This window comes from Paenibacillus sp. cl6col, from assembly GCF_900102125.1.
GTDB classification, from domain to species: domain Bacteria; phylum Bacillota; class Bacilli; order Paenibacillales; family Paenibacillaceae; genus Paenibacillus_B; species Paenibacillus_B suaedae.
Map to the genome: position 1 here is coordinate 199,296 of NZ_FNAZ01000003.1, position 12,827 is coordinate 212,122.

The 12,827-nt window shown below is 46.0% G+C and carries 13 protein-coding genes; all 13 read right to left on the reverse strand.

Annotation, left to right across the window (positions count from 1 at the left end):
* Positions 1-56 precede the first annotated feature (56 nt).
* Positions 57-1,604: a ribonuclease Y gene (rny, locus tag BLS15_RS08860; RefSeq protein WP_021256478.1), complete on the reverse strand. Its 1,548-nt coding sequence runs from the start codon at positions 1,602-1,604 to the stop codon at positions 57-59.
* A 303-nt stretch (positions 1,605-1,907) separates the two neighbouring features.
* Entirely contained in the window at positions 1,908-2,588 is a 681-nt protein-coding gene (locus tag BLS15_RS08865) for a regulatory protein RecX (protein ID WP_021256479.1), read from the reverse strand.
* 70 nt (positions 2,589-2,658) lie between these two features.
* A complete protein-coding gene (gene recA / locus BLS15_RS08870; protein ID WP_036592478.1) occupies positions 2,659-3,717 on the reverse strand; it encodes a recombinase RecA in 1,059 nt (352 codons plus the stop codon).
* Between the two features lie 252 nt (positions 3,718-3,969).
* A complete protein-coding gene (locus tag BLS15_RS08875; protein ID WP_090511239.1) occupies positions 3,970-5,238 on the reverse strand; it encodes a competence/damage-inducible protein A in 1,269 nt (422 codons plus the stop codon).
* 127 nt (positions 5,239-5,365) lie between these two features.
* The gene (pgsA, locus tag BLS15_RS08880; RefSeq protein ID WP_021256482.1) at positions 5,366-5,947 is read right to left on the reverse strand and encodes a CDP-diacylglycerol--glycerol-3-phosphate 3-phosphatidyltransferase; all 582 of its coding nucleotides are present in this window, start codon (positions 5,945-5,947) and stop codon (positions 5,366-5,368) included.
* Positions 5,944-7,272, reverse strand: a complete 1,329-nt coding sequence (rimO, locus tag BLS15_RS08885) for a 30S ribosomal protein S12 methylthiotransferase RimO (RefSeq protein WP_021256483.1) — start codon at positions 7,270-7,272, stop codon at positions 5,944-5,946. The genes pgsA and rimO overlap by 4 nt, the downstream gene beginning before the upstream one ends.
* A gap of 157 nt (positions 7,273-7,429) precedes the next feature.
* Positions 7,430-7,921, reverse strand: coding sequence for a YajQ family cyclic di-GMP-binding protein (locus BLS15_RS08890; protein WP_036592415.1), 492 nt, complete (start codon positions 7,919-7,921; stop codon positions 7,430-7,432).
* 127 nt (positions 7,922-8,048) lie between these two features.
* The gene (locus tag BLS15_RS28925; RefSeq protein ID WP_021256485.1) at positions 8,049-8,213 is read right to left on the reverse strand and encodes a hypothetical protein; all 165 of its coding nucleotides are present in this window, start codon (positions 8,211-8,213) and stop codon (positions 8,049-8,051) included.
* A 133-nt stretch (positions 8,214-8,346) separates the two neighbouring features.
* The gene (locus tag BLS15_RS08895; RefSeq protein WP_021256486.1) at positions 8,347-9,312 is read right to left on the reverse strand and encodes a helix-turn-helix domain-containing protein; all 966 of its coding nucleotides are present in this window, start codon (positions 9,310-9,312) and stop codon (positions 8,347-8,349) included.
* A gap of 50 nt (positions 9,313-9,362) precedes the next feature.
* Positions 9,363-10,127: a DUF3388 domain-containing protein gene (locus tag BLS15_RS08900; RefSeq protein WP_021256487.1), complete on the reverse strand. Its 765-nt coding sequence runs from the start codon at positions 10,125-10,127 to the stop codon at positions 9,363-9,365.
* A gap of 241 nt (positions 10,128-10,368) precedes the next feature.
* Positions 10,369-10,623 carry a DUF3243 domain-containing protein gene (locus BLS15_RS08905; RefSeq protein ID WP_021256488.1) on the reverse strand — a complete coding sequence of 85 codons (255 nt, stop codon included), beginning with the start codon at positions 10,621-10,623 and terminating at the stop codon, positions 10,369-10,371.
* 93 nt (positions 10,624-10,716) lie between these two features.
* Positions 10,717-11,463, reverse strand: a complete 747-nt coding sequence (gene fabG / locus BLS15_RS08910; RefSeq protein WP_021256489.1) for an elongation factor P 5-aminopentanone reductase — start codon at positions 11,461-11,463, stop codon at positions 10,717-10,719.
* An 80-nt stretch (positions 11,464-11,543) separates the two neighbouring features.
* On the reverse strand, positions 11,544-12,824 hold the full coding sequence (locus BLS15_RS08915; RefSeq protein ID WP_090511242.1) for an EF-P 5-aminopentanol modification-associated protein YfmH: 1,281 nt from the start codon (positions 12,822-12,824) through the stop codon (positions 11,544-11,546).
* Positions 12,825-12,827 lie beyond the last annotated feature (3 nt).

Here is a 12,827-nt window from a genome sequence, read left to right on the forward strand (position 1 = left end):
CCTAAAAGGGAGAAGTGGCCTAATAAGGCCACTTCTCCAAATCCTATATGTGCATCTTACTTCGCATATTCAACCGCTCGGGTTTCGCGAATGACCGTAACTTTAATATGCCCCGGATAATCCAATTCGCCCTCAATTGTCTTCGTAATCTCGCGAGCGAGGCGATACGCTTCCGCATCATCAATCTTATCCGGTTGTACCATTACGCGAACCTCACGTCCCGCTTGAATCGCGTATGATTTCTCAACGCCCTCGAACGACTCCGAAATCTCTTCCAGTTTTTCAAGTCGTTTGATGTATGTTTCAAGCGTTTCCCTACGAGCTCCCGGTCTTGCTGCTGACAAGGCATCAGCCGCAGCGACCAGCATAGCGATAACAGATGTTGCTTCACAATCGCCATGGTGGGATGCGATACTGTTAATGACTACAGGATGTTCTTTATACTTCTTCGCCAACTCTACGCCGATTTCGACGTGAGATCCTTCAACTTCATGATCCAACGCTTTTCCGATGTCATGCAACAGCCCGGCACGTTTGGCTAACGTTACATCCACTCCGAGCTCTCCTGCCATCAATCCAGCAAGATAAGCCACTTCCATAGAATGCTTCAGTACGTTTTGTCCGTAGCTTGTACGGAACTTCAAACGTCCCAATATTTTGATCAAATCAGGATGCAATCCGTGCACACCGACTTCGAACGTAGCTTGTTCTCCGTATTCGCGAATACGCTCGTCCACTTCCTTGCGCGATTTCTCCACCATCTCCTCGATGCGTGCTGGATGAATACGTCCATCTGCAACGAGCTTCTCAAGAGATGTTCTTGCAATTTCACGGCGAATCGGGTCGAATCCGGACAGAATAACCGCTTCAGGTGTATCGTCAATGATGAGATCGATTCCTGTCAATGTCTCGAGCGCGCGGATATTGCGTCCTTCGCGTCCGATGATGCGGCCCTTCATCTCTTCGTTCGGCAATGCAACAACGGATACCGTCGTTTCTGCGACATGATCTGCAGCGCAACGTTGGATAGCCATCGTAATAATCTCACGAGAGCGCTTGTCCGATTCCTCACGAGCCTGCTGCTCGATTTCTTTAATCATTTGTGCCGTTTCATGACGCACTTCTTGCTCTACATTCGTCAAAATAATTGTACGCGCATCTTCCATCGTCAGATTCGAAATGCGTTCCAATTCTGTAACTTGCTGCTGACAAATTTGATCGACCTGTTCTTGTGTTTCTTCGATTCGTCTCTCTTTAGCAGCTACTTGTTCTTCTTTACGTTCCAGCGCTTCTAACTTTTTATCCAACGACTCTTCTTTTTGCAATAAGCGTCTTTCGAGTCGTTGAACTTCGTTCCGTCGTTCGCGGATATCCTTCTCCGCTTCATTACGAAGCTTATGGATTTCGTCTTTTGCTTCAAGCACCGTTTCTTTCTTTAGTGCTTCAGCTTCCTTGCGTGCGCCATCCATAATTTGTTCCGCGGCGTGTTCAGCACTCGTTATCTTCGCTTCGGCAAGCGATTTGCGAATCAGGTATCCGATTCCAAACCCCAAGAACAATGCGGCCACAACGAGAACGATCGCGAGCCAAAGTTGAACGTTCATTGCCTCACCTCCCCGTTGGTTCCTCCAAGCACTGCTTGGGACAGGTTACATTTGTGGTTTTCAAGTTTCCCTATTCATTAATTAACTCAATGGACTGGCGCGAATACGCCAGCTTATGTGTATGCCTTGCGCATACACGGGCGTCGCCTTGAGGCGACAATCGGAAATCAGTAAATTGGCGAAATGAATCATTAGAAATCAATCTCTGGAAGAGGAGATTGATCTCGTGAAAATAAAGATACATGTTCATTTTATTATTCAAGAAAAGATATTGTCAAGCAAATGACGTGAGTGGTCATTTTATTATTCCTCGATGTCGTGGGAAACTTCCTCTTCTTCACTGCGCTCATCTGCTGCAGTGTAAGCTGCGCGCCTAGCCATATCCATTGGATAGCCTCTACGTGCAAGGAATGCGGCGACCTTCTGCTTGCGCAGATGCAGTTCTCCCTTTGTCTGCCGCCATTTTTTGCGAGCTGCGGTCAATGCACTGTCCCACTCTTCATCTGGGTCTATCGAATGAAGAGCTGTCTCAATATGCCGCTCTTGGACTCCCTTCTGCTTCAGCTCATGCTGAATCCATCGCCGCCCCTTCATATGTCGATTCAAGCGCTGATGCGTCCATTGCATTGCATATGATTTATCATCGACAAGCCACTCTCGTTCCAGACGATCAAGCACCTCTTGCACTATCCCATCCTCATAGCCCTTCTGAGCTAGCTTACGGGCGAGTTCAATGCGAGTACGTGGTTTGCGTTGCAAATACTTGATCGCCTGCACGTAGGCCTTATTCCCTTCGTCTGCGCGCAATATCTCCGTGAGCGAGTCCAGAGACAACTCAGTACCTTTCAATAACCGAAACTTTACCATCACATCTTCATGCACTTCTAGCGGTTCCGCTTCATCGAAATGAATCTTATAACGGCCTGCCTGCCTCTCGATTCGCTCTACACGAGTAATCGTTACGATGCGTTCGCTATCCTTCAAACGACTCTCCTCCATACAAATACATAGAAGCACCTTCGCTTAACGCGAAGGTGCTTGAGCTAACAACAAATTATTCGTCGTCACCTAATTCCAATTCAAATGCATCATCGTCATCTTCACTGACACCCTTATCAGGGATTGTTGTAGTCAGATTGCTTGCTGCACGAATTTGATTTTCGATTGTAAGAGCAATCTCCGAATGTTCCTTCAAGAATTGCTTGGCATTCTCGCGGCCTTGACCCAGACGCTCACCTTCGAAGGAGTACCATGCACCGCTCTTCTGCACGATATCCATCTCTGTACCAATATCGACGATGCTTCCCTCACGAGAAATACCTTCACCATACATAATATCGATGTCCGCCTGTTTGAATGGAGGCGCAACCTTATTCTTAACGACTTTAATCCGAGTGCGGTTACCAATCATGTCCGTACCTTGCTTAATGGTCTCAACACGACGCACATCAAGACGAACACTGGAATAGAACTTCAAGGCACGGCCACCAGGAGTCGTCTCTGGGTTACCGAACATAACGCCAACCTTCTCACGAAGCTGGTTGATGAAGATCGCAATCGTCTTCGACTTGCTGATTGCACCAGACAATTTACGCAAAGCCTGCGACATTAGACGTGCTTGCAGGCCGACATGGGAATCACCCATCTCGCCTTCAATCTCCGCTTTCGGCACAAGTGCAGCAACAGAGTCAATAACGATAATGTCTACTGCACCACTTCGTACCAATGCTTCCGCGATTTCAAGCGCCTGCTCCCCTGTGTCCGGTTGAGATAACAGGAGCTCATCGATATTAACGCCAAGCTTGTTCGCATATGCTGGATCCAATGCGTGCTCCGCATCAATAAATGCAGCTTGTCCACCCGTCTTCTGTACTTCTGCGATCGCATGAAGTGCAACCGTTGTCTTACCGGAAGATTCCGGTCCATATACTTCAATAATACGACCTCTCGGCAAACCACCGATTCCTAGAGCTATATCTAATGCAAGCGATCCACTTGGCACAATCTCCACTTGCATGTGATTGGATTCGCCAAGTTTCATGATCGAACCTTTACCGAATTGTTTCTCAATTTGACGCAAAGCCATTTCTAACGCAGCGCGACGATCTGACACAAACTCACTTCCTTCACTGATTCGTTTGATATATACATCATAACGTGTTTTATTCAGTTTGCCAAGCATTTTTTCGAACATACATTCGTTTTTTACGAACGTTTATTACTTTTATTTACATATTATCCACATACAAACATCTGGTGCACCAACAAAAAAAACCGCAACAAAGCGTGTAAATACACTTCGTTACGGTTCTTCCGTATCTTATGATTCGATTGTATCCTCAACTACTTCATTTGTCAACATTTGTTAATGAATATGTACTGTTCGATCCTGCAGCCTTCTCCACAATCGATACATAATAGCATATACAGTGCGGCGGCGGATTCCTTCTCGATCTCCGTTCAAACGAAGCTCCTCCACTACGATTTCCCGGCCCTTCTCCGCAATCGCAATATAAACTAGGCCTACAGGCTTCCGCTCGGAGTGAGCTGGTCCTGCTACGCCTGTTATGGCAACTGTGAAATCCGTATCTGCAATATCACGCATCCCTTCAGCCATTGCCTTGGCTGTTGGCTCGCTGACCGCACCAGGCGCATTTTCACCCTCGAGCAGTTCATTAGGCACGCCTAAAATGCGCTCTTTCATCTCATTCGAATAGGTTACCGCCCCGCCCGCAAATACTTGCGAGCTTCCCGGAACAGCTGTGATCATGTCCGCGAACATCCCGCCCGTACAGCTCTCTGCTGCGGACAAGGTCAGGCCAAGCTGCGATAACTGCTCCACCAACACCTCTGGCAAAGATACATCCTTGGCAGCATATAAATGCATCCCCAATCGGTTGTGAATTTCCCGTTCAACCTGATCAAGCTTCACATCTGCCTCGTGCTGATCTGTCCCTTTGACGGCTAATCGAACGAGAACCTCGCCTTCTTTAGCATAGGTGGCAATCGTTGTGTCCGTCTGCTGTTCAATGAGATCTAGAAGAGCATTCTCAAGCCCAGATTCACCGATGCCTGCGAATTTCAGCATCCGTGTATATAATGAAGATTGATCAATGAGCTGCTGGCTCTTCAACCACGGAATCGCCTCATCATCGAGCATCGGCTTCATTTCACGAGGTGGTCCAGGAAGCAGTACATATGTAGTACCATCATGCCGCAGGGCATTTCCTACAGCAAGCCCCGTCGAGTTCTTCAGCACATCAGCGCCGTCTATCACATTCGCCTGACGCTTATTGCTTTCGACCATTTGTATGCCGCGCCCCGCAAACATCTCGGTCATCTTGGCCATTGCGGGCTCATCATAGGTCATCTTGCGGCCCAACATCTCCGCTAGCACATCCTTCGTCAGATCATCCATCGTCGGTCCTAGACCACCCGTGAAGATAAGCAGATCGGAACGCTTGCATGCCGTTTCAATACATTGTCGAATCCGCATAGCATTATCCCCAACAACCGTATGATAGAACACATCTACACCAACCACTGCCAGTCGCTGCGAAATATATTGCGCATTCGTATTGACGATTTGTCCCAGCAGCAGTTCTGTCCCAACTGCAATGATCTCTGCTTTCATGCCAACCACCATCCCTATAAGTCGTTATCAAGCACTTTACTAGTCTATACATGCGAATAGGTGCCCCTTCCTGCCCGGAGAGCCGGAACTATGGAAAAAGCACCTATTGACCTATCAGCTTCCGTTATTAATCCGAAAGGTGAAGCACATTTTTATTTTTTACAAAGTAGTCAATTCCCGAGTATACGGTAATTAACGCAGCGACCCAAGTCGCCAAGATGTCAAACCGGAAATGAACGAACGCAAATGGGAAATTGTTCAGTAGCATCGCTGCAATCGCCGTAATTTGGGTTGCTGTTTTCCATTTCCCCCACTTGCTTGCAGCAACAACAGTTCCTTCGAGCAAGGCAACTTGCCTTAGGCCAGTAACCGCAAATTCACGGCTAATAATAACAACCGCAATCCACGCATCACATTTTTGCATCTCAACAAGTGAGATAAGAACCGCCGCTACGAGCAGCTTGTCTGCAAGTGGATCAAGAAGCTTTCCTAAATTTGTAACCATTTTGCGTTTACGGGCGATATAACCATCCAATCCATCGGTACTTGCAGCAATAATGAAGATCAAGGCCGCAATAATCTGGTTGTAAGTAATCGAGAAACCCTCTAGTTCAATCGCAGGCAAATAATCAAAGTTCACCAATAGGAAGAACATCATTATTGGCACAAGAAAAATACGGACTAACGTTATCTTGTTCGCCAGATTCACGCGAGACCCTCCCCGGCTAAGTCAAATTCAAGCGCATGAGTAATCCTTACCTTGGCAATTTCCCCAATACTCAATGGCTGGCCGGAAATAAATACTTCCCCGTCAATTTCAGGGGCGTCGAATTGCGAGCGGCCAATGAACACATCATTGCGGCCATCGTAACGCTCAACAAGGACTTCCAATATATCACCAATACGCTTTTCACTTACATCTTTAGATACTTGGCGCTGAATTTCCATAAGGGTATTCGCACGCCACTCCTTAACATCATCAGGCACATGGTCTGGCAGCCTCGTTGCAGGCGTGTCCTCTTCGGAAGAATAGGTAAATACGCCAAGCCGATCGAACTTCATCTCCCTGATGAAGTCGCATAGTCTGTCAAAGTCTTCGTCTGTTTCTCCAGGGAACCCTACGATAATAGACGTACGCAGCGCTACACCAGGAATTCGTTCACGAATTTTGTTCACCAGCTCTCGGGAATCACGCTGGCGACCAGGACGTCTCATGCGCTTCAAAATGCTATCTTCACTATGCTGCAATGGCATGTCGATATACTTGCAAATCTTCGGATTGCTCGCAATCGCATCCATAAGCTCCTCAGTAAAAAATCCAGGGTACGCATAGTGCAGACGAACCCATTCCACACCCGGAATTTCGCTTACTTTATTCATTAACTCCGGCAGCTTGAAACCGTCGTATAAATCTACACCATAATTCGTGGAATCTTGGGCAATTAGGCTAATCTCCTTGACCCCTTGTCCTGCAAGCTGAGCTACCTCAGCAAGAATGGATTCCATTGTACGGCTGCGGAACTTGCCTCTCATGATTGGTATACTGCAAAATGTGCAGTTATTGTCGCAGCCTTCGGCTATTTTGACATATGCCGTATAGCGCGGAGTCGCCACTTTGCGTGGAAGGATGCGATCATAATCGAATACGGGATTGCCTACACGAATCGGCCTGCTTCCTTGCAGGGCTTCATCAACAATATCATTGATTTTGTCAAAATCACCGGTACCAACGATACCGTCAATCTCCGGCATTTCATCAAGCAGCTGCTCCTTGTATCGCTGCGTTAAGCATCCGGATACAATAAGTGCCTTCAAGTCAGCAGTTTCCTTCAAATCTGCTAGTCTTAAGATCGTATTCACCGATTCTTCCTTAGCAGCATCAATGAATCCACATGTGTTGACGATGATTACCGTTGCTTCTTCTTCGTTTTCCACCAGTTCATATCCACGCTCATAAATTAAGCCGGACATAATCTCGGAATCAACCAAGTTTTTGTCGCAGCCCAACGTTACGATTTTAATCTTTTCTGTCATTTTACATCCCCCATAAGGCAGACTCCCATTGGAGTATTTTCACATCCGTATGTCTATGTACCTCATCAAGTATAATACAGGCATGACTTTGGAGTCAAAAAAGCAAAAAGAGCCCAGCATCCTTCCCTCTTGCAGCTTAGTGATGATGGGCTATCGTTTAGCGATAATTCGTAAACTGTAGATCTAGCGGCAGATTTGCACCTCGTAACAGCGTCATAACAGCTTGCAAATCATCTTTACTTTTCCCAGTAACCCGAATCTGATCACCTTGGATTTGACTCTTTACTTTTAACTTCGAATCACGGATCATAATGTTAATTTTCTTTGCTACATCCTGATCGATTCCTTGTTTGCATTTCGCTCGCTGCCGTACCGCAGCAGAAGCTGCAGGTTCAATTTTGCCGAATTCCATATTTTTAATGGCTACGCCGCGCTTTGCCATTTTGGACTGTAAAATATCAATGACATTTTTCAGTTTGTACTCGTCATCCGAGACAATTATCACTTCATCCTTCTCGAGTGTAATTTTACTTTTGCTCCCTTTGAAATCGTATCGAGATTCGATCTCCTTCATTGCTTGTGTAATCGCGTTATTCATTTCCTGTAGATCCAACTTGGATACAATATCAAATGAACTGTCCGCCATCATTAGCTCCCCCTTTACAAATACTGCTGTCAAATCAAACCCTTTGTATGATCATAGTTATGTATATACACAAAGGCATTCTTACACAGAACTAAGCCTGCAAAAGAATGCCCCTGTAGCATGCGATTGTCTAAAAACGGACACGTGCTGGCGCTCGGAACATATCAATAATGCCCAGCAAAATATGAGCCAGTCCGAAGCCTAACACACCGTACCCCCAAACACTTGGCGTCAAGTAATACCCTAACAAGCTGACCACAATACCTGCTCCGGTAACGATCCAACTGGTTGCCATTGCTCGACACCTCACTTTATTTTATTGGAGAATAACAATGATCGCCGCAGCTATTATTGTATCCCCTCGCAAAGTGAATATGTCATGTATCATGATGAAATTCACACCAAGTACCTAAGGAAAGACCGCTTACTTAACGTGAGCCTTGGTTCGCATTGTTCGTTGAGGCTTGACCTTGCTTCTCCGTTTGCAGCTTCTGAGCTTCCTCATAAGATACCCACTGCAGACGAATATTTTTGGAGCCTTCGTTATCGGATTTCGTCAATGCTTCGCCAGCAACTGTCACTTCAATTGCTTTGGCATAGCCTGCACGAATGAACATACCTTGTTCGGTCATATCGAACGTAACGGTCTGATCTTTCTCCAATGTTGCATAATGAAGCTTCTTCCCGCTGCTGCTCTTCTCATGAACAGCCAGCCAGCTTCTGTCGCCTGCCGCTTTAATCTCTACCTTCACTGGCGTGTTTGCTGGAGCCGATACGGTGTATACATCCTCAGAACGCTTGGAGGATTCCAACATGACGATTGGCTTCTCCACCTGTTTCGGAGGTTCCGGCGTAGTAGGCTTAACCGGCTGCTGAACCGCTCCACCTGCATTGTTTTGTCCTGCTTTGTCGCCATTCGCCGCTCCATTTGAGCCTGTTGATGGATTTTGTGTCTCTGTAATATTCGTATCATCAGAAGTATTATCCGTTGTGCTCGGATTCACTTTCATCACGACGAAGAAATATACTATGACACCAATAAGAATGATGAATGCCCATAGAAGCAGCGTCGATGCCCAGCGTCCGAATCGATCAGACGGCGCTTGTACACTACGTTTCTTCGTACGCATTAGCGGTTCAATTGTTGGCTCTGGTTCCGGCGTTGGGATGTCGTTGCGGTAATACTGCAATACTTCATCAGGATTCAAGCCTACCGTCTCTGCATACGTCTTCACGAAAGCACGTACATAGAACGAACCCGGCAGAACCTTATAGTCCCCTTCTTCAATCGCTTCCAAGTAACGTTTACGTATCTTCGTTGCTTCTTGCACATCATCCAGAGAGAGATTCTTCTCCACTCTTGCTTTTTTCAATAATTGCCCTAATTCTGACACAACTTCACCTCCTGTCCTTAATCCAAGCTGCACTTGCGTACTGCTTTATGTTAAATTTCGTTATAATTTATCGTAAACGATTCATACGTAATTTCCTCATCCGGGTTACTGCGCAATTCAATAATATAATCGAAGAAATCATAACTATAGCCGGTTTCTTGAACAAATATGTCTGGATGCTCTATGACCTTCGTGGATGGCATGTTGATAATTTCATCTAGCAATCCAGCATGCTTCTCATTTGAACGAATTGTACTGACAATACCATCGATAATAAAGATATTGTTTGGATTCAATTCTTCATCCGACATTTGGCTGCGTACGGTCTGCCTGAGCAGCGTCGAAGATACAAACGTCCAGCGCTTCATCGCACACACACTTCCAGCAATGATGGACTCTGTCTTGCCAACCCGGGGCATTCCTCGAAGCCCGATCACCTGATGGCCATCCCGCTTGAATATTTCCCCCAGAAAATCAACCAGCAAGCCAAGCTCATCCCTTGTAAAGCGGAACGTCTTCCGATCATCAGAATCGCGTTCAATATATCTGCCATGGCGTACAGCCAGAATATCAACCAACTTCGGCTGCCGGAGTGCGGACACTGTAATATTGTCAACCTTTTTCAGCATCTGTCCCATGATTTCGATCTTCTCATCATCATCGGTTTGCAGAAGCATTCCTCTTGTCTTGTCTTCCACACCATTAATCGTCAAGATATTCACTTCAAGCATACCAAGCAGCGAAGCAATGTCTCCAAGAAGACCAGGTCGGTTCTTATGTATCTTATATTCCATATACCACTGTTTGTACTCCATGACACACCTCATCCACGGTTATCCGCCGTTTTCCATTCTACAATACATGGGACACAAATTCCACCGGAGTATGGCTAAAAAACGAGAAAAAACGCAATACTTTCTTATTTTCTCCGATTAAGTACCATTATAGCAGGTTCTGAGCATGTATTCATGTCGTTCGCGCCTGGTTATGGGTATGAAAAGAAAGAAAGTTCGTACCAGAACTTCCTTTCTTTAGATATATGGACAAAATGACGAATTACCCGTTTTGATCAGCCAATTTTACCATCAAACGAGCAATCGTTTGCCGCTCTTCATCAGAGCCTACATTCCATAACTCCCTTAATGCACTTTCTTCTGCATTTTTAGGATCAACCTTTTCTTCCAGAAATGATCCGATCTCAAAAGCAAGCTTGGAAATCGTTTCTTCAGACATGCCTAGCCCTTTTGCTTGCTTGACACGCTCACCAAGAAACTTTTTCCACGAGTCGAAGTTTTCAAGTACTGATGACATGAGAACGCCCTCCTTGTGGCCTAGTGTGAATTCATCAGTCGTAATATGTGCCTCTGCCACCGGAATTATACGTTCTGTCTGCAAACAGATCGCTTACATCTGCCATCCACCGTTGGGACTAATAATCTGTCCTGTAATATAACCGGATTCCGGCAATGCCAAATAGTAAATAAGGGAGGCTATTTCTTCAGGGGTTCCAAGCCGTCCTAACGGAATATCTTCTTGCAATGCCATTCGCTCTTGTTTATCCAGATGCTTCACCATATCGGTATCCACTACCCCTGGAGCTACTGCATTTACGGTTACACCAGAAGGAGCCAGCTCTTTGGCCAATGCTTTTGTAAACGCATTAACCCCGCCTTTGGCCATCGAATACATGACTTCACAAGATGCTCCAGTGATTCCCCAAATTGAAGATACGTTGATGATTCGACCGTACTTCTGCGTAATCATGTAAGGAGCGAACCGCTGGGTGCACATAAACATCCCCTTCAGATTGATATCCATGCAGTCCGTCCATTCTTGTTCTGTCACATCCGTGAACAATCCGTAATAGGCAACCCCAGCATTGTTAACCAAGATGTCGGGTGTAAACCCCAGTTCATCAAGCTTGTCCTTCATTCGATCTAGCTGTTCCATATCTCTAAGATCAGCTGAAATCGTCATTACTTGCGCCCCGTGATTGATGCATTTACGGGCCACCTCATTTGCTGCTTCATGTGAATGCAAATAATGAATAACAATTTTCATGCCGACTTGGGCGAAGCGCTCCGCAATCGCAGCTCCAATTCCTCGGCTTGCTCCGGTAATAAGAACAGAAGTATCTGACAATGCTTTCATACATGTTCTCCCCCTATGGACAAGTATTCTCTTTAGATAAAAAAAGAAGACGCACCTATTGATAGGCACGCCTTCGTATGTTACGGTTGTTCGACAATAGATACTGCCAGCCGATTCCAATCAAAATGATCTTTCAACCGTTGATGAACTTGTTCTAACGTTAGCGTCTCGTATACCGAAAGTATATCAAATAAATCGGTATCACGGAACTTATACTTCGTAAATTCATTGGCAATTGCTTCAGGTGAATTAAGCATGCGCAAGTATGAGCCAATCGCTTTGTTGCGAATACGCTCAAATGCTGCCTGCTCAAAGCCCGACGCCTTGCGTTCATCAATTAGCTCCTGCACCCGCTTCACTAGGCCATCAGGGTCTTTTGATTCACCGCCGATAATGGAGAATGCATAGTCCGGACTGCAGGTATATTCGCTGCCAAAAGAATCTGTCGTCAAACCCTCCTCATACAGGGTCTGATACAACTGCGAACTACTGCCCATCATCAAGTCCAGCATGAGGCGGGTTGTCACTTCGTATTCCAAAAGCGCTCTGCCCTCTAAGCCCGGACGCGGTTCCTTGCAGCCAAATAGACAACGCGGCAGAGAAACGGGCAGCTTCGCCACACGTCTTGCTTCCTTAACCTCTACAGGCTCCTCTTCAAAGATCCGGCGAATGTCGCCCTGTGGCTCGAATGATTTGGCCGCTTGATTGCTCCGCACAAGTTCGAAGATGCCCTTCGGATCAACACCGCCTACAACGAACAGCAGCATATTGGAAGGATGATAGAAGGTATGGTAGCACGTATAGAGCGTCTCCTTCGTAATGGTTCCAATCGATTCGATTGTGCCTGCTATGTCGATATGTACAGGATGGATGTGGTACATTGCCTCAATGAGGCCGAAGTACACTCGCCACGCTGCATTGTCGCGATACATGTTAATCTCTTGGCCGATAATGCCTTTTTCTTTTTCTACATTTTCATCTGTAAAATAAGGTCTCTGCACGAAATCAATCAATGTCTGCAGGCTCTCTTCAATGTGTGAAGTGGAAGAGAACAAATAGACCGTACGATCAAATGAAGTGAAGGCATTCGCAGATGCCCCCTGTTCAGCGAACTTCGCGAATATATCCCCTTCTGGCTCTTCGAACATTTTATGTTCTAAAAAATGGGCAATCCCATCGGGGACTTGAACCTCTTCTTGTCCTTCTACTTGAAAGTGATTGTCGATGGAGCCATATTTTGTAGAGAATGTTGCGTATGTTTTCTGGAATCCCGCTTTTGGCAGCACATACACATCTAGACCATTGTCCATCCGCTCATAATATATAGTTTCTTGCAAATTGGAGTATTGACGTTGTTCCATCGA

Coding starts and splice junctions, on each gene's coding strand:
- rny (WP_021256478.1), bottom strand. CDS start 1,604: ATGAACGTTCAACTTTGGCTCGCGATCGTTCTCGTTGTGGCCGCATTG.
- BLS15_RS08875 (WP_090511239.1), bottom strand. CDS start 5,238: ATGAAAGCAGAGATCATTGCAGTTGGGACAGAACTGCTGCTGGGACAA.
- rimO (WP_021256483.1), bottom strand. CDS start 7,272: ATGACAGAAAAGATTAAAATCGTAACGTTGGGCTGCGACAAAAACTTG.
- BLS15_RS08890 (WP_036592415.1), bottom strand. CDS start 7,921: ATGATGGCGGACAGTTCATTTGATATTGTATCCAAGTTGGATCTACAG.
- BLS15_RS28925 (WP_021256485.1), bottom strand. CDS start 8,213: ATGGCAACCAGTTGGATCGTTACCGGAGCAGGTATTGTGGTCAGCTTG.
- BLS15_RS08900 (WP_021256487.1), bottom strand. CDS start 10,127: ATGGAGTACAAACAGTGGTATATGGAATATAAGATACATAAGAACCGA.
- BLS15_RS08905 (WP_021256488.1), bottom strand. CDS start 10,623: ATGTCATCAGTACTTGAAAACTTCGACTCGTGGAAAAAGTTTCTTGGT.
- fabG (WP_021256489.1), bottom strand. CDS start 11,463: ATGAAAGCATTGTCAGATACTTCTGTTCTTATTACCGGAGCAAGCCGA.
- BLS15_RS08915 (WP_090511242.1), bottom strand. CDS start 12,824: ATGGAACAACGTCAATACTCCAATTTGCAAGAAACTATATATTATGAG.